We start from the raw sequence: 16,514 nt of genomic DNA on the forward strand, positions 1-16,514 counted from the left end.
TATTCTTATATAGTCAAGTTTATCGTCTAGCCGGGCACCCCCTCCATCTGCAGGGCGTAGAGCCGGCGGTAGAGGCCGTCGCGGGCCAGGAGCTCGTCGTGGCGGCCGGCCTCGGCGATCCGGCCCTCGTGCACGACGACGATGCGGTCGGCGCTGCGGACGGTGGCCAGCCGGTGGGCGATGACGAGGACGGTCCGACCCCGCATGAGCTCGGCGAGGGCTTGCTGGACCATGAACTCGCTTTCGGCGTCGAGGTCCGAGGTGGCCTCGTCGAGGATGAGGATGGGCGGGTTCTTGAGGAAGGCCCGGGCGATGGCGATCCGCTGGCGCTGCCCGCCGCTGAGCCGGACGCCGCGCTCGCCGACCAGGGTCTGATAGCCCTCGGGGCAGGCCTCGATGAAGTCGTGGGCCTGGGCCAGGCGGGCGGCGGCCACCACCTCGTCGGCCGTCGCGTCCAGCCGCCCGTAGGCGATGTTGTAGTAGACAGAATCGCTGAACAGGAACGTCTCCTGGGTGACGATGCCGATCTGGTCGCGCAGCGAGGCCTGGGTGATGTCCCGGACATCGTGGCCGTCCATGAGGATGCGCCCGGCCGTCACGTCGTGGAAGCGGGGCAGCAGGTCCATCAGCGTGGATTTCCCGGCGCCGCTCATCCCCACGAAGGCGACCGCCTCACCCTTGCGCACCGTGAGGGCGATGTCCTTGAGCGTGAAGTCCTCGGCCCCGGGATACCGGAAGTCGACCCGGTCGAACACGATCTCGCGCTCGAAGCCCTTCAGCACGACGGCGCCCGGCTTGTCGCTGAGCGCCGGCGGGCGGTCGATGATCTCGAACACCCGCTCCACCGAACCGGCCGTCTGCTGAATGGTGTTCAGGGCCCGGGCCAGGCGCCGGACCGGGCCGTAGAGCATGATGACGGCGGCCGTGAAGGAAAAGAACGTCCCGGGAGTCATGTCGCCGTGGATCACCCGGTAGCCGCCGTACAGCATGGCGGCCACGATGCCCAGGGCGGCGGCCACCTCCATGAGCGGCTCGGTCGCCTCGTCGGCCCGGACATTCTTGAGGGACAGGGTGAGCAGCCGGTCGTTGAGCTGGTCGAAGCGTCGGCGCTCGTGGGCCTCCCGCCCGAAGGCTTTGACGATCTTCGTCCCCGCGAAGGATTCGTGGAGCATGACGGCCAGCTGGGCGATGCGCTCCTGGGCGCGCCGGTTGATGTTGTACAGCCGCTCGCCGATGCGCTTCACCATGAGGGCGATCAGCGGGAAGGCGACGAGAGCGGCCAGCGTCAGCAGCCACTCGCGCAGGAACATCACCACGAGCAGCGCCACGATCGTCGCCACCTGCCGGACCACGAGCACCAGGGCGCCCGAGGACACGCGGGCCAGCCGGCCCACGTCGCCCAGGATGCGTGACATGAGGTCGCCGGAGTGCAGGTCGGCGAAGAAGGCCAGCGGCATGCCCTGGATGTGCGTGTAGAGGTCGTGGCGCAGGGCGGCCACCACGCGCTCGCCCACCGAGGCCATGAGATAGGCCTGCGCGTAGCGGGCGCCGGCCTTGACGACGTAGGCGGCCACCAGGGCCAGGGGAATGAGCTTCAGCATCAGGAGGTCGCGCTTGATGAAGATCTCGTCCATCGCGGGCTTGACGAGCCAGGCCACCACGCCCTCCATGGCGGCCACCACGATGGCCAGCACGCTGCCCACGATGAGCCACGGCAGGTGCGGCCGGATGTAGGGCAGGAGCCGTCGGTACGGGCTGACCGGCAACTTCACCCCGCGCGGCGTGTCTCGAAGAACTCCCGCACCGCCGCCACCACCGCGTCGATCTCCGCCTCCGTGTGCTGCGCCGAGATCGGCAAGCTGAGAACCTCCTGGGCCAGGCGCTCGGTCCACGGCAGGGCCGGGGGGTCCAGGCGCTCCAGCGCGGGCTGGCGGTGGGCCGGCACCGGGTAGTGAATGCCGGTCTCGATCCCGCGGCCCTCGAGGAACGCGGCCAGCGCGTCCCGGTCAGGCGTCCTCACCACGTAGAGATGATAGACGTGGCCGGCCCGCGGCCGCTCCTCGGGCAAGACCAGGGGCAGGTCGGCCAGCCCGCGCGCGTACCGGGCGGCCAGGGCCCGGCGGCGCGCGTTCATTGCCGGGAGCCGGCGCAGCAGGACCCGAAGCGCGGCCGCCGGCAGCTCGCCGAAGCGCAGGTTGAAGCCGATCTCATCGTGCAGGTCCTTGCCCAGCCGCCCGTGGTCGCGCAGCCGTCGGCAGCGGGCGGCCAGCTCGTCGTCCGAGGTCAGCACGGCGCCGCCGTCGCCGAGCGCCGGCAGGTTCTTCGAGGGATAGAACGACAGGACGGCGGCCCGCCCGAAGCTGCCCACGGGGCGGCCGTCCCATGCCGCGCCGTGCGCCTGGGCACAGTCCTCGAGAATCCACAGCCCGAACCGCGCGGCCAGGTCCTGGACGGCTGCCATGTCCGCCGGCTCCCCGTAGAGATGCACGGGCACGAGCCCCACCGTGCGGGGCGTGATCTTGGCGACGGCATCCTCGACGTCGTACGTGTACCAGCGATCCACGTCGACGAAGACGGGCGTCGCTTCGGCCACGCAGATGGCCTCGACGGTGGGAAAGGCCGTGTGCGCGGGCACCAGCACCTCGTCGCCTGCCTTGACGCCCAGCGCACGCAGCGAGAGCCACAGGGCGGCCGTGCCCGAGCTGGTGAGGACGGCGTGCCTGACGCTGGCGTGACCGGCCAGCTCGGCCTCCAGGGCCTGGCACTGCGGGCCGAGGATGTACCGCCGCGAGTCGATGGCGGCCAGTACCGCGTGCTTGATCTCGTCGTCCACCGGCGGGCGCGACAGCGGGATCACGCCGGCTTGTCGCTGAGGCGGTTGTACCGGCCACGGAAGTAGAGCAGCGGCTCACCGTCATTCGTGGCGGCCCGCTCGACGCGGCCGACGAAGATCGTGTGGTCGCCTTCCACGTGGGTGGACGCGGTCACGCACTCGATGTGAGCCAGCGCGGCGGTGAGCAGCGGCAGCCCCATGTCGCTGATCCGATAGGCCGCGGCATCGAACTTGTCCAGGCGCGTGGAGGCGAACCGCCGGGAAAGCGCCTCCTGGTCGGTGGTGAGGACGTTGACGGCGAAGCGGCCCGTGTCGCGCAGAGCCGGAAAGGTCTGAGACTTGTGATCGACGCACACGAGCACCAGCGGCGGATCGAGCGACAGGGACGCGAAGGCGCTGACGGTCAGGCCGGAGGGGCGGGCCTCGGCATCACAGGTGGTCACGATGGTGACGCCGGTCGCGAAGTGGCCCAGGACGCGGCGGAACTCGTCGGGACCGATCACCGTAACGTTCTATCAGGAGCGGGCCGCTCAACGCAAGGTCCGCCGCCCCGAGGGCGTTGCGCCGCCCCGACGGTAAGGTATAGTGACGCCGTATGGTCAGCGAGCAAGCCGTCCTCGACGCGCTCCGTAGCGTCAGAGACCCGGCCGGGCAGTCCGACATCGTCACGCAGGGGCTGGTCAAGGATCTGCACATCCACGATTCCGAGGTCACGTTCACGCTGGCTCTGACCAGCCACCCGCCGGCCGCCAAGGCCTCCCTGCACAGCATGGCCTCCCGCGTGGTCGGCCAGATCCCCGGCGTGACACGCGTCCAGGTCAAGCTCGGCAGCGCCCCGGCGGCGCGAGCGGCGGCGGCCGCGCCGGCGGCGGCAGCGCCGCCAGCGAGCCGACCCGCCGACATGATTCCCGAGGTCCAGCACACCATCGCGGTGTCGTCGGGCAAGGGCGGTGTGGGCAAGTCCACGGTGGCCGTCAATCTGGCGGTGGCCCTGCGGCTCGGCGGCGCGCACGTGGGCATCGTGGACAGCGACGTCTACGGCCCCGACGTCCCGCTCATGCTGGGCAGCCGCGACCAGCCCGGAATGCTCGCCAACAAGATCCTCCCCGTGGAAGCCCACGGCCTGAAGCTCATGTCGCTGGGGCTGCTCGTCGGCGAGCGGGAGGCGGTGGTCTGGCGCGGGCCGATGATCCACTCGTTCATCCAGCAGATGCTCAAAGACGTGGCCTGGGGCGCGCTCGATTACCTGGTCTTCGACATGCCGCCCGGCACGGGCGACGCCCAGCTCTCGCTGTCCCAGGTCATTCCGCTGAGCGGCGTGGTGATGGTGACCACGCCGCAAGACGTCGCGCTGCTGGATGTGCGCAAGGCGGTGGCGATGTTCCAGCGTCTCAACGTGCCGATCCTCGGCATCGTCGAGAACATGAGCGCCTTCGTGTGCCCGCACTGCGGTGAGCGCACCGACGTCTTCGGCAGCGCCGGCGGCCAGCGGCTGTCCCAGGAGTACGGCGTGCCGCTGCTGGCCCAGCTCCCGCTCGATCCGGAGACGCGGGCCGGCGGCGACGAGGGACTGCCCATCACGCTGCGCCGTCCGCAGTCGCCCCAGGCCGCCGCCTTCCGCAATCTCGCCGCGGCCGTCGCCCGACGTCTCGACGAGCTGGCGCCGTTGCGGACGCTGCCCCGGATCGGCTGAGCGGAGGGGGATGACCATCCCCGAGCCGGCCTCCGCGTTCGGCCCCGCCGGCGCGCTGGTGCTGCCGATCTTCCCGCTCCCCGACATCACGCTCTTCCCGCACAGCGTGATACCGCTCCACGTCTTCGAGGCGCGCTACCGGGCGATGGTTACGGACGCGCTGGCCCGCGACCGGCGCCTCTGCATCACCCGCCTGCTGCCGGGTTACGAGGCCCGCTATGTGGGCAAGCCGCCCGTGGCCCTCGTGGCCGGAGCCGGCGAGATCGTGCGCTGGGAGCGCCTGCCCACCGGGCGCTTCAACATCCTGGTCGCGGGCCGCAGCCGGGTGCGGATCGAGACCGAGCAACCCACCGACACGCTCTATCGCGTGGTCCGGGCGCGGGTCCTGGCCGACGAGCCGCCCGCCACCGACGTCTCGGCCCTGATGGCGCGGGTCCGCGCGGCGTGCCGGCAGCTCCTCGAGGCGCTGGATCGGCCGCGCGACCTCGCCGACGGCCTGCTGGAGGAGGCGGGGGCCGATCCCGGCCGGCTTGCCGACCGGGCGGCGGCGGCCTTCGTCCCCGATGCCGATGTGCGCCAGGAGCTCCTGGAGACGCTCGCTGTCGAGGCGCGCCTGGCCCGGTTGTCGGCCGCGCTCGAGGGACTGCTCGGTTCGCTGCGCAAGCGGGGCAAGCCCGAATGAAGCTTTTCCTGGCCGCCGCCTTGGCCCTTGTGCTGCTCGACGCGGCCGCCGCCGGCGGCCGGTCGTGGGCCTGGCTGGGCGTCCGCATCCGCGACATGTCCGAGCAGGAGATGAACGACGTGAGCGCGCGTCACGGGATCCGCGAGGGCTTCGGTGTCGTCATCGTGGAGGTGCTGAGCGACACGCCGGCGGCGCGCGCCGGCCTGCAGAGCGGCGACATCGTCGTCGCCGTGGGTGACCGGCCCATCACCGAGACCCGCCTGCTGCAGCGGCTGATCGCGTCGGCGTCCACCGCCGAAGATACCTCGCTCACCGTGCTCAGGGACGAGGGACGCCGCCAGCTTCCCGTGCGGCTCACCGCGATGCCCGGGGAGATGGTCGGCGAGCGGGTGGCCGCCGAGTTCGGCTTCGTCCTGCGCGACGTCCAGCCTCCGGCCGGCGTCCTCGGCGCGGCCGCGGTGCTCCGGGGGCCTACCGTCGGCGCCGTCATCCGCGGGGGGGCTGCCGAGAAGGCGGGTCTGCTCGTCGGCGACATCCTGGTTCAGATCGGAGAGCGACCGGTGCTCACCCGGGACGCCGCGCGGCAGGCGCTGGCCGAGGCGCCGCTCGACCGGCCGCTCGAGCTCGCGGTCCGGCGCGGGGACAGCCGTCTGAACCTGGCGCTTCCCGTGCCCTGAGCGCCGCCTTGACAAGCTCTGGTCAGACCGCGTAAGGTCTGCGCCGTGGTTGGACCAGCCGGCCACCCGGGATCGAACCCGCGGTCGTCTTGCGACGCGTGGTCATAGGACTCGAGACGGCCAGACATCGCCGGCGGCGCCCGTCCGCCGGGAACATCGCACACCGGCAACCCGTTGACCTTAGCAGGTCACATGAGCCTCATGTCCGCTCGCCTCGGGAGAGTGCCACACCGCCGACAGGGAAAGGAGCGAGAGTATGAGTGACACGGTCAAGCAGGTGGGCGAGAGCATGCCGTCGCCAGGGGCACGGCGCAGCTTCCTCAAGAAGGCCGCGGTAGCCGCCGGGGCCGCCGGCGCCGCTACGGTCGGCTTCCCGATGGTGTCCCGGGCCCAGACCACGGTACTGAAGATGCAGGGATCCTGGGGCGCCAAGGACGTGTTCAACGAGTTCGCCGAGGACTACGTCAAGCGCGTGAACGAGATGGCGGGCGGCCGCCTCAAGATCGACTATCTCGTCGGCGGCGCGGTGGTCCATCCCTTCCAGGTGCTGGACGGCGTGCACGGCGGCCAGATCGACGCCGCGCACACCGTCACCGTGTACTGGTACGGCAAGCACAAGGCCGCCTCGCTCTTCGGCACCGGCCCCGTGTTCGGCTTCAACGCCAACGAGGGGCTCGGCTGGATTCACAATGGTGGCGGCCGTGAGCTTTTCCATGAGCTGCAGACCAAGATCATGAAGGTCAACGTGATCAGCTTCTTCGTCATGCCGATGCCGACGCAGCCGCTCGGCTGGTTCAAGCGGCCGGTCAAGAGCGCGGCCGACCTCAAGGGCCTGAAGTACCGCACGGTCGGCCTGGCCGCCGACCTCTTCCAGGCCATGGGCGTGAGGGTGTCCCAGCTTCCGGGGGGCGAGATCGTGCCCGCCATGGAGCGCGGGGTCATCGACGCCTTCGAGTTCAACAATCCGACCTCCGACCGCCGCTTCGGAGCCCAGGACGTGGCCAAGAACTACATGATGGGCAGTCACCATCAGGCCACCGAGTACTTCGAGATCATGTTCAACCGGACCAAGTTCAACGCGCTGCCCAAGGAGCACCAGGCCATCCTCCAGTATGGCGCCGAGGCGGCCTCCTCGGCCAACGAGTGGAAGGGGATGGACTACTACTCGAAGGACCTCCAGGACCTGATCAGCAAGGACAAGGTCAACGTCATCCGGACGCCCAAGGACGTGTTCGACGCGCAGATCAAGGCCTGGGACGGTCTGATCGAGGTGCTGAGCAAGGATCCCTTCATGAAGAAGGTCATGGATTCCCAGAAGGCCTGGGTGAAGCGCGTGGTGTACTACGGTATGTTCAACTCCACTGACTACCGCGGCGCCTACGAGCATCACTTCGGCAAGGTGAAGCTGTAACGGGGCAAGCAGCCGGCGGCTCGGTGCGGGCGAAGCCGGGGCGAGGTCGGGATGGTTTGGAGGGGGCCGGTCGCGGCCCCCTCCGAGTGCGGGGGGGTTGGATGGAGCGACGGCGTCCGCGGCGTGAACGGACATGAGTCGCTTTCTCCTCTTCATCGATTCCCTCAGCACCTGGGTCGGCAAGGCCTTCGCTTGGCTGATCCTTGTCCTCACCTTCGGGGTCAGCTACGAGGTGTTCATGCGCTACGCCCTGAACGCGCCGACCACCTGGGCCTTCGACATCAGCTACATCACCTACGGCGCCCTGTTCCTGATGGCCGGCGCCTACACGCTGTCCCGTAACGGCCACGTGCGCGGCGACGTGATGTACCGGTTCTGGCGGCCGCGGCTGCAGGCCGCCATGGACCTGGCGCTCTACATCGTCTTCTACCTGCCCGGTGTCCTGGCCTTCATCTACTCGGGCTGGAGCTACGCGGCGATGTCCATCCGATTCCGGGAGGTAAGCATCTTCAGCCCGGCCGGGGTGCCGGTGTTCCCGCTCAAGACCTTGATCCCCGTGACCGGCGTGCTCCTGCTCGCGCAGGGGGTCGCCGAGATCATCCGGTGCATCCTGTGCCTCCGTTCGGGCCAGTGGCCGCAGCGCCTGCACGACGTCGAGGAGACCGAGGCGGTCCTGATGCGGGAGCGCCAGCGCCAGGCCCGTGAGGGCGCGCCGCCGACATCCGCCCACGAGGCGACGGGCGTATGACCGATCCCCAGGTCGGCATGCTGATGCTGGGCCTGTTCATCTTCATCATCATGCTTGGCTTCCCCATCGCCTTCACCCTCATCGCCATGGGCGTGGGCTTCGGGTTCTACGCCTACTACACGCCGGGCCAGGACTTCTTCGAGAACCGCATCTTTACCCTGCTCGTCCAGAAGGCCTTCGAGGTCACCTCCAACGACGTGCTGACCGCCGTGCCCCTGTTCCTGTTCATGGGCTACGTCGTGGAGCGCGCCAACATCCTCGACCGCCTGTTCCGCTCGCTGCAGATCGCCGCCAAGGGCGTGCCGGGGTCGCTGGCCGTGGCCACCCTCGCTACTTGCGCCATGTTCGCCACGGCGTCGGGCATCGTCGGGGCAGTAGTGACCCTGATGGGCCTGCTGGCCTTTCCGGCCATGCTGCGGGCCGGGTACGACGTCAAGCTCTCCGCGGGGGTGGTGTGCGCGGGCGGCTGCCTGGGCATCCTGATCCCGCCCAGCATCCTGCTGATCGTCTACGCCGCCACCGCCGGCATCTCGGCGGTCAAGCTTTACGCGGCCGCCTTCATCCCGGGGTTCCTGCTGGCCAGCCTGTACGTCGTGTACGTGGTCGGCCGCGCGATCCTCAATCCGGCGCTCTGCCCCCGGTTGCCCCCGGAGGAGACGAACATCCCCTTCCGTGAGCTGCTGTGGGGGTTGCTGACCTCGTTCCTGCCGCTCGCGTTGCTCATCCTCTCGGTGCTCGGCGCGATCCTGTTCGGGCTGGCGACTCCGTCGGAAGCCGCCGGCGGCGGCGCCCTGGCCAGCCTGGTCCTGGCCGGGGCCTACGGCGCGCTCAATTTCCAGATGCTGAAGGAGTCGGTGTTCCTGTGCGCCCGCGCGACGGCGATGGTGTGCTACCTGTTCATCGGGTCCTGGACTTTCTCGTCGGTCTTCGCCCTGCTCGGCGGGCAGGGCGTCATCGAGCGCCTCTTCCTGGCCATGAACCTGTCCTCCACGGGGTTCCTGCTGCTCGCCCAGTCCATCATCTTCGTGCTCGGGTGGCCGCTGGAGTGGACCGAGATCATCATCATCTTCGTGCCGATTTTCCTGCCGCTGCTCGACACGTTCCAGGTCGACCCGATCTTCTTCGGCATCCTGGTCGCCCTCAACACCCAGACCGCGTTCAACACGCCTCCGGTGGCCATGGCCGCCTTCTACCTCAAGGGCGTGGCGCCGCCGCACGTCCAGCTCGCCGACATCTTCAAGGGGGCCTTGCCCTTCGTGTTCATGGTGTTCCTGTGCATGGCGATGGTCTATATCTTCCCGGGGCTCGCCCTGTGGCTGCCGGACTATCTCTACACGCCGCGGTGAGCCGCCCGGCATGAGCCTGCACACGCTGTCCTGTGCCGAGGCGGCCGCGGCGATCCGTGAGGGCCGCATCACCTCCGCCGAGCTGGTGGAGGACTGCCTGGGCCGTATCGCGGCGGTCGAGCCGAAGGTGCGGGCCTGGGCCTTCCTCGACCCCGACCACGCGCGCGAGCAGGCGGACGCGGCCGACCAGTATCGCAAGCAAGGCAAGGCGCCCGGTCCTCTGCACGGCGTGCCGATCGGCATCAAGGACATCTTCGACACCGCCGACATGCCAACCGAGCTGGGCTCGCCGGTGTGGGCGGGCCGCACCCCGCGACGGGACGCGGCGGTGGTGGCTCGGCTGCGCGCGGCGGGCGCCGTGATCATGGGCAAGACCGTCACCACGGAGTACGCGTATCGCCAGCCCGGCAAGACCACCAACCCGCACGATGCGAGCCGCACGCCCGGCGGCTCCTCCAGCGGCTCGGCAGCCGCGGTGGCCGCGCTCATGGTGCCGGGCGCTATCGGCTCGCAGACGGGCGGCTCGACCATCCGGCCGGCGGCGTTCTGCGGGGTGGTGGGCTTCAAGCCCACCCACGGCCTCATTCCGCGCACGGGCGCGCTGCTCCTGTCGCGCAGCCTGGACCACGTGGGCGTGTTCGCGCGCACGGTCGAGGACGTCGCCCTCCTCGGTGAGACGCTCGCCGGGTTCGACGAGGAGGACCGGGATACGCGTCCCCTGGCACGGCCGCCGCTGGCGGCCGTGGCCGCGTCTGCGCCACCGCTGCCGCCCCGTCTCGCCTTCGTGCGCACGCCGGTTTGGGAGCGCGCCGAGCCCTTCACCCGCGAGGCCTTGGCCGAGCTCGTCGCGGCGCTGGGCGACGTGGTGGCGGAGGTGGAGCTCGGGGAGAGCTTCGCGCGCGCGGCCGCCATGCACCGCACGGTCATGGACGTCGAGGCGGCGCACAACCTCCGCCGCGATTACGACAAGGCGGGCGACCGGCTGAGCCCCGCGCTACGCGGGCTGATCGAGCGTGGTCGCCGCCACACCGCGGTGGACTATCTCGCCGCGCTGGCTAGCATGCCGGCGCTCAACGCCGCGCTCGATTCGCTGTTCGACGAGTTCGACGCGATCCTGACACCGGCGGCCCCGGGCGAGGCGCCCAAGGGGCTCGAGACCACCGGCGATCCGGTCTTCTGCACGCTGTGGACCTATCTCGGTACGCCGGCCGTGACGCTGCCGCTGCTGCAGTCGGCCACGGGCATGCCGCTCGGCGTGCAGCTCGTCGGACGGCGGGACAACGACGCGCGGCTCCTGCGCACCGCGCGCTGGCTCACCGCAGCCCTGGCCGGCGCCGGTCGTCGCGGTTCCTCGCGCCGGGCCGACGGGCGGCGCGCGCCGGCCAGAAAGCGGACGGTCTCGTCGTGACCTTCGTGACCGGGCTCATCGGCATCGTCATGGCGGTCGCGTTCCTGGGCTTTCTGGTCTGGTGGATCAAGGAGCTGCCCTTCACCATCATCGTCGCCGCCGTGGTTGGTCTCATGGTGTACGACTTCGTGCGAACCATGCGACATGGCGAAAACGGGCCCTGGCGCTGAGCAGGCAGGCCGGCCATGCCGCGCCGCGCCCAGGCGGGCGCCGGCGTTCGGGGTAGGCTCCGGCCTGCCGCGCGGTGGGCCGAGCCGACGCCGACCATTCCCAAGAAGAGGACAACGCCAATGAGTGATGACGTCAAGCGCATGTACATCGATGGACAGTGGGTGCTCGCCGAGGGCGGGGCGACGTTCGACGTCATCAACCCCGCTGACCAGTCGGCGGTGGGTCGGGTGGCCAACGGGGCCGTGCCCGAGATCCGCCGCGCGGTGCAGGCGGCCCACGCCGCGTTCCAGGGCTGGTCGGGGCGGGCACCCAAGGACCGGGGGCGAATCCTGCTCGCCATCCAGGAGCGCATGGAGGAGCGCCGCGACGACCTGGCCCGGCTGGTCACGCTCGAGAACGGCAAGCCCTTCGAAGAGGCGAGGAAGGAGGTGCAGTTCTCGCTCGGCTACTTCGGCTGGTTCGGCGAGGAGGCCCGCCGGATCGGCGGCGAGTGGGTGGCCTCGCCCCACCCGGGCAAGCGCTACCTGGTGTTGCGCCAGGCGATCGGACCCGTCGCCGCGGTGACCCCGTGGAACTTCCCGGCCACCATGGTCACGCGGAAGATCGCGCCGGCCCTGGCCGCCGGCTGCACGGTCGTGCTCAAGCCGGCCTCGGCCACCCCGCTCACGGCCCTGGCCATCGCCGAGATCACGCAGGAGGCCGGGCTGCCGCCCGGCGTCTTCAACGTGCTGACCACGAACCGCTCCCGCCTCGTCGGCAACGAGCTGCTCACCCATCCGCTCATCCGGAAGATCGGCTTCACCGGATCGACTGACGTGGGCAAGGGCATCATGGAGACGGCGGCGAAGCAGATCAAGCGGCTCAGCTTCGAGCTGGGCGGCAACGCGCCGTTCATCATCTTCGACGACGCGGATCTGGGCCCGGCCGTGGAGGGGGCGGCGGCCATGAAGTTCCTCCGCGTCGGCGGTCAGTCGTGCATCTGCGCCAACCGCATCTACGTCCAGCGGAGCATCGCCGGCCGCTTCGTCCCCGCCTTCATCGAGGCGGTCAAACGTCTCAAGGTCGCCCCCGGCTTCGAGCCCGGCGCGCAGATCGGGCCGCTCATCAACGAGGAGACGCGGGCCAAGGTGCACGGGCTGGTCCAGGATGCGGTGAAGCACGGCGCCAAGCTCGTCACGGGCGGGCACTATCTCACGGACGGCCCCTACAAGAACGGCTTCTTCTACGCGCCCGCGGTGCTGCTCGACGTCACCGACGAGATGGCCATCGCCCAGGAGGAGATCTTCGGACCGGCCGCCCCCGTGCTGATCTTCGACACCGAGGAGGAGGTGATCCGCCGGGCCAACGCCACTACCTTCGGCCTGGCCGCCTACTTTTACACCCGCGACCTGGCCCGGCTGATGCGGGTGTCCGAACAGCTCGAGTACGGCCTGGTGGGCGCCAACGACGCCACCGGCTACACCCACGAGATCCCCTTCGGGGGCTTCAAGGAGTCGGGGCTCGGCCGGGAGGGTGGACACGAGGGCATAGAGGAGTACACTGAGGTGAAATCCGTCGTCGTCAACCTGGGTTAATTCCTTGATCACCGTCGAGAGGGGGTCGACCATGCCTCTCTACGAGTACTTCTGCGAGACGTGCGCGAAGGAAGTCGCTGTCACCATGTCCATCAGCGAGCACGACAAGGCCCAGGCCGCCTGCCCGCACTGTGGCGGCACGGCAATGCGGCCGCTGGTGAGCACGATCTTCACTCAGACCTCACGAAAGTCCTGAGCGAGGCCAGCATGAAACTGACAGGCAAGCGGATCGCGATCCTGGCCGAGAACATGTACCAGGAGATGGAGCTGTGGGTGCCCTACTATCGCCTCAAGGAGGAGGGGGCCGAGGTGAAGGTGGTCGGGGCCGGCGGCGCCAAGACCTACGCCTCCAAGCACGGCTATCCGGTAACGGTGGACGTGCAGGCCGATCAGGTGAAGGCGGTAGAGTTCGACGCGGTGGTCGTTCCCGGCGGGTACGCGCCGGACTTGATGCGTCGTCATGCGGCCATGGTGGCTCTGGTGCGCGAGGCGGCCCAGCAGGGCAAGGTGGTCGCCGCCATCTGCCATGCCGGCTGGATGCTCGTGTCGGCGGGCCTGCTCGAGGGACGCAAGGCCACGTCCTTCTTTTCCATCAAGGACGACCTCATCGCCGCCGGCGCTAACTGGGTCGACGAGGAAGTCGTGGTCGACGGGACCCTGATCACGTCGCGCAAGCCCGACGACCTCCCCGCGTTCTGCCGGGCGATCGTGCAGGCGCTGGCGAAGAGCTAGCGAAGCGGAGACAGGTGCTGGGGCCGTCCCAGCACCTGTCGAGCAGTTCCCCGAACCAGGGGGCGGAAGAGCGGGGGAGGGCCCGGCGGCCGCGGCAGTCTCGGCTGTCGGCGGCCAGGGCGTGATAGCGTATTGTGCTATCGCCGCTAGCACGCTATGCTAGCGAGCCGTGGCGACCATCATCATCCGCAACCTGGACGAGGAGGTGGCCGAGCGCCTGCGGCTGCAGGCTCGCCTCCGCGGGGTGTCGGTCGAGCAGGAGGCCCGGCGCATCCTGGCCGATGGCACACGGCTGACCCGCGCCGAGATTGCGGCACGCGCCGTCGCCATCCGCGCCCGCCAGCGCCCGCATCGCTCCCGTGGCGTGGATCTGATCCGAGAAGACCGGGAACGATGACGGCGCGCCGGGCGGCCCGGCCCCCGCTTCGGGCGCGGGAGCGCGCCGCCCGGTACACGCTGGCGACTGCCGGCCCGGTCGTCGTCGATGCGTCGATGGCCTTCCTCTGGTTCGCGAACGAGCCCGATCACGCTGGGGCCGGGCGCCTTCTCGAAGCCGAATCCGCCCTGCTCGCGCCGGATCTCATGGCCGCCGAGGTAGCCAATGCGTGGTGGAAGAAGCTCCGGCGTCGCGAGATGCAGGTGGCCGACGTCGAGGAAGCGGTGACGAATCTCCTCGCGATCGGGATTGTCTGGACGCCGTCGGTGGTGCTGCTGCGGTCGGCGGCCCGTCTGGCCGCGGAACTCGGGCAGCCGATCTATGACTGCCTCTATCTTGCTCTCGCGGCCTCGCATTCTGCCGCGCTGGCGACGGCCGACGACCGACTCCGGCAGGGCGCAACGCGCCTTGGCATCCGGATCTGGAGCGACTGAGGCCCTGGGGTCCTCGCTGGTCAAGGGCTGAGGAGTTAGTAGCCGCGCCGGCGGTCGACCACGTGACGGAGGGGGCGGCCAGCCAGGTAGCGGGCGAGGTTGTCGTTGAAGACGTCGGCTAGCTCTTCGGGAACGTTGGGGCCGGCGATGTGCGGGGTGATGACGACGTTGTCGAGCCCCCACAGGACGTGGGTCGGCGGCAACGGCTCCGTCGAGAACACGTCGAGCACGGCCCCGGCGATGCGCCGCTCGGTCAGGGCTCGAACCAGGGCTGGCTCGTCCACCACCGGCCCACGACCGATGTTGATGAGCCACGCCGACGGGCGCATCGCGGCCAGTTCGCGCTCACCGATGAGCCCACGCGTGGCCGGCGTCAGCGGCAAGACGACGACGACCCAATCGGCTTCCTCGAGGGCCCGGGGCAGCGCCCGGGCCCGATGCACGTGGTGGGCTTCGCGGACGGGCCGGCCACTGCGCGTCACCCCGATCACCCTGATGCCCAGGGCCCGGGCCGCCCGGGCGATGGTACGCCCGATGTCGCCCAGGCCCACGATCGCCATGGTCGTGCCCCCGAGCCGGCGGGGAATCACGCTATCGAGCCAGCGTCGCTGACGCTGGGCTTCGGCGTACGTCCCCATCCGCTGCGTGACCCAGGCACACCAGGCCAGGACGTATTCCGCCATCCAGGGACCGAAGACGCCGGGGGCGCGAGTGAGGGTTACGGTGGCGGGTAGCTCCGGCACCAGGGCCCAGTCCACGCCCGCGCCGGCGGACTGGATCCACCTGAGCCGCGTCGCCTTGGCCAGGAGCGTGGGCGGAAAGCGCCACGCGTAGATCACCTCGGCCTCGGAGACGAAGGCCGCCGCCGCCTCGGGCGTGGCGGCGGCGCGGACGGTGACGCCGGCGCGCGGCGGGCGCACCAGCGCTGCGTAGCGCTCGGCTTCGTCGGGATAGTAAACGAGCACGGTGAGCGGCGCCCGGCGCGCCACGTCAACCGAGGCGGCGCAGCAGCGTGTTCTCTGCCGAGAAGTCGATGTCGCGGCGGTCCAGCCCCTCGCGCAGATACCACTCGAAGGTCTGGGCCAGACCGCCGGCCAGGGTGTAGCGGGACCGCAGACCGAGCTCCGCGCGAACCTTGGTGGTCGTGAAGACGGCGTGGCAGTCGTAGACCAGGTTCTGGCCGAAGGGCGCCGGCGCGTCTCCGGGCGAGGGCGGGCACGGCACCAGCGTGAGCGGGCGCTTGATGACGTCGGCGATGAGCTCGACGAACCCCACCTGCGTCACGATCTCCTCTCCGGTGACGTTGTAGGCCTGGCCGAAGGCCCGGCGATCGCCCAGCATGGCGGCCATGGTGTCGGCCAGGTCCTCGACGTGGCCGAACTGTCGTAGCCAGCCGCCGTCGCCGGGTACCAGGATCGGGCGCCCGCGGACCAGGCGATCGAAGAAGAACGTCTCGTTGTTCCGCGTGTTCATCGGCCCGTAGACGTGGGTGGGCCGGACCAGCGTCACGGGCAGGCCGCGCTCTCGGTGCCGGCGTAGCAGCACGTCTTCCCCGGCGATCTTGTGGCGGGCATAGTCCCCCCAGTAGAGGTTGCGCGGCGTCGTCTCGTCCCAGGGGATGGGCAGGGCGTGGTCGTAGACGCGTCCGGTCGACACGAACAGCGCGTGGCCGAGGCGGCCATCGAGGGCCGCCAGGACGGCCTCCACGTCCTCGCCGGTGGTCGGCGCGTAGGCGATGTCGACGAGGGCGTCCACTCGCTCGCCGCGCAACGCCTGGCGCACGGCGGCGTGATCCTTGCGGTCCGCCACGATGGCGCGCACGCCGGCGGGCAGCCGCTCGGCATGGCGGCCTCGATTGAGCGCGGCCACCTCGTGGCCTCCTCGCAGCAACGCGCGGACGAGGTGGAGGCTGATGAACTCCGTGCCCCCGATCACCAGGACGCGCACGTCAGCCGATGCTCACGGCCACGCAGGTCGTGGTCCGCGTCACCCCGTCGATGATGCCGATGCCGTCGGTGACCAGGCGGCCCACCGCGTCCAGGCTGGGCCCTTCCACGACGGCGATGAAGTCGTAGGGGCCGGTGATGCCGTCGAGCTGCACCATGGCGGCGGGACTGCCCTTGATTCCGGCCAGCGACTTCTTGACCGCCTTGGCCTTGCCGGCGGCGGTCTCGATGAGGACGTAAGCCTTCACCCGTTTGGCTGCCGTCTTCATGGCCTCTCCTCCGACTGCGATGAGACGTCGCGCGCGGTAGCCGCGGCACACTACATTAACAGGGGCACGGGCCCCCGGGCTATCGCCACGCCCGTGCCCCGCCGGAATCGCCCGCGGCGATCGCTCGGATACCCGATCTGAGTCGCGACTACCG

Annotated in this window: 19 protein-coding genes; 13 read left to right on the forward strand and 6 right to left on the reverse strand. The window is 70.0% G+C overall.

Annotated elements, in window-relative coordinates:
- Positions 1-26: 26 nt before the first annotated feature.
- From VFR64_14645 to VFR64_14655, 3 genes are read right to left on the reverse strand one after another with little or no spacing between them, the layout of a single operon-like run.
- Entirely contained in the window at positions 27-1,772 is a 1,746-nt protein-coding gene (locus tag VFR64_14645; GenBank protein HET9490977.1) for an ABC transporter ATP-binding protein, read from the reverse strand.
- Positions 1,769-2,857 carry a DegT/DnrJ/EryC1/StrS family aminotransferase gene (locus tag VFR64_14650; protein ID HET9490978.1) on the reverse strand — a complete coding sequence of 363 codons (1,089 nt, stop codon included), beginning with the start codon at positions 2,855-2,857 and terminating at the stop codon, positions 1,769-1,771. Before VFR64_14650 ends, VFR64_14645 begins: the two co-directional genes overlap by 4 nt.
- Complete coding sequence (locus tag VFR64_14655) at positions 2,854-3,336, reverse strand: flavin reductase family protein (GenBank protein HET9490979.1); 483 nt, start codon at positions 3,334-3,336, stop codon at positions 2,854-2,856. The genes VFR64_14650 and VFR64_14655 overlap by 4 nt, the downstream gene beginning before the upstream one ends.
- Positions 3,337-3,428: 92 nt before the next feature.
- On the opposite strand from VFR64_14655, the gene VFR64_14660 reads away from it, so the two are divergent.
- The 13 genes from VFR64_14660 to VFR64_14720 all read left to right on the forward strand — a co-directional run bounded on the left by VFR64_14660 (position 3,429) and on the right by VFR64_14720 (position 14,145).
- On the forward strand, positions 3,429-4,526 hold the full coding sequence (locus VFR64_14660; GenBank protein HET9490980.1) for an Mrp/NBP35 family ATP-binding protein: 1,098 nt from the start codon (positions 3,429-3,431) through the stop codon (positions 4,524-4,526).
- Between the two features lie 10 nt (positions 4,527-4,536).
- Positions 4,537-5,208, forward strand: coding sequence for an LON peptidase substrate-binding domain-containing protein (locus VFR64_14665; GenBank protein ID HET9490981.1), 672 nt, complete (start codon positions 4,537-4,539; stop codon positions 5,206-5,208).
- Positions 5,205-5,885, forward strand: a complete 681-nt coding sequence (locus tag VFR64_14670) for a PDZ domain-containing protein (GenBank protein ID HET9490982.1) — start codon at positions 5,205-5,207, stop codon at positions 5,883-5,885. The genes VFR64_14665 and VFR64_14670 overlap by 4 nt, the downstream gene beginning before the upstream one ends.
- Positions 5,886-6,141: 256 nt before the next feature.
- Positions 6,142-7,296, forward strand: a complete 1,155-nt coding sequence (locus tag VFR64_14675) for a TRAP transporter substrate-binding protein (GenBank protein ID HET9490983.1) — start codon at positions 6,142-6,144, stop codon at positions 7,294-7,296.
- Positions 7,297-7,429: 133 nt separating this feature from the next.
- Positions 7,430-8,044 carry a TRAP transporter small permease subunit gene (locus tag VFR64_14680; protein HET9490984.1) on the forward strand — a complete coding sequence of 205 codons (615 nt, stop codon included), beginning with the start codon at positions 7,430-7,432 and terminating at the stop codon, positions 8,042-8,044.
- The gene (locus VFR64_14685; protein HET9490985.1) at positions 8,041-9,390 is read left to right on the forward strand and encodes a TRAP transporter large permease subunit; all 1,350 of its coding nucleotides are present in this window, start codon (positions 8,041-8,043) and stop codon (positions 9,388-9,390) included. The genes VFR64_14680 and VFR64_14685 overlap by 4 nt, the downstream gene beginning before the upstream one ends.
- A gap of 10 nt (positions 9,391-9,400) precedes the next feature.
- Positions 9,401-10,798 carry an amidase gene (locus VFR64_14690; GenBank protein ID HET9490986.1) on the forward strand — a complete coding sequence of 466 codons (1,398 nt, stop codon included), beginning with the start codon at positions 9,401-9,403 and terminating at the stop codon, positions 10,796-10,798.
- The gene (locus VFR64_14695) at positions 10,795-10,968 is read left to right on the forward strand and encodes a hypothetical protein (protein ID HET9490987.1); all 174 of its coding nucleotides are present in this window, start codon (positions 10,795-10,797) and stop codon (positions 10,966-10,968) included. Before VFR64_14690 ends, VFR64_14695 begins: the two co-directional genes overlap by 4 nt.
- Before the next feature lie 120 nt (positions 10,969-11,088).
- Complete coding sequence (locus VFR64_14700; GenBank protein ID HET9490988.1) at positions 11,089-12,543, forward strand: NAD-dependent succinate-semialdehyde dehydrogenase; 1,455 nt, start codon at positions 11,089-11,091, stop codon at positions 12,541-12,543.
- Positions 12,544-12,574: 31 nt separating this feature from the next.
- Positions 12,575-12,739, forward strand: coding sequence for an FmdB family zinc ribbon protein (locus VFR64_14705; GenBank protein ID HET9490989.1), 165 nt, complete (start codon positions 12,575-12,577; stop codon positions 12,737-12,739).
- An 11-nt stretch (positions 12,740-12,750) separates the two neighbouring features.
- Complete coding sequence (locus VFR64_14710; GenBank protein HET9490990.1) at positions 12,751-13,275, forward strand: type 1 glutamine amidotransferase domain-containing protein; 525 nt, start codon at positions 12,751-12,753, stop codon at positions 13,273-13,275.
- A 169-nt stretch (positions 13,276-13,444) separates the two neighbouring features.
- A complete protein-coding gene (locus VFR64_14715; protein ID HET9490991.1) occupies positions 13,445-13,672 on the forward strand; it encodes a plasmid stabilization protein in 228 nt (75 codons plus the stop codon).
- On the forward strand, positions 13,669-14,145 hold the full coding sequence (locus VFR64_14720) for a type II toxin-antitoxin system VapC family toxin (GenBank protein HET9490992.1): 477 nt from the start codon (positions 13,669-13,671) through the stop codon (positions 14,143-14,145). The genes VFR64_14715 and VFR64_14720 overlap by 4 nt, the downstream gene beginning before the upstream one ends.
- A gap of 35 nt (positions 14,146-14,180) precedes the next feature.
- Here the strand turns inward: VFR64_14720 and VFR64_14725 are convergent, their stop codons facing one another.
- From VFR64_14725 to VFR64_14735, 3 genes are read right to left on the reverse strand one after another with little or no spacing between them, the layout of a single operon-like run.
- Positions 14,181-15,134: a D-2-hydroxyacid dehydrogenase gene (locus VFR64_14725; GenBank protein ID HET9490993.1), complete on the reverse strand. Its 954-nt coding sequence runs from the start codon at positions 15,132-15,134 to the stop codon at positions 14,181-14,183.
- A gap of 1 nt (position 15,135) precedes the next feature.
- Positions 15,136-16,092, reverse strand: a complete 957-nt coding sequence (locus VFR64_14730; GenBank protein HET9490994.1) for an NAD-dependent epimerase/dehydratase family protein — start codon at positions 16,090-16,092, stop codon at positions 15,136-15,138.
- Between the two features lies 1 nt (position 16,093).
- Complete coding sequence (locus VFR64_14735) at positions 16,094-16,360, reverse strand: Lrp/AsnC ligand binding domain-containing protein (protein ID HET9490995.1); 267 nt, start codon at positions 16,358-16,360, stop codon at positions 16,094-16,096.
- Positions 16,361-16,514: the final 154 nt, after the last annotated feature.

Source organism: Candidatus Methylomirabilota bacterium (assembly GCA_035709005.1).
In the GTDB taxonomy this organism is placed as follows: Bacteria; Methylomirabilota; Methylomirabilia; order Rokubacteriales; family CSP1-6; genus 40CM-4-69-5.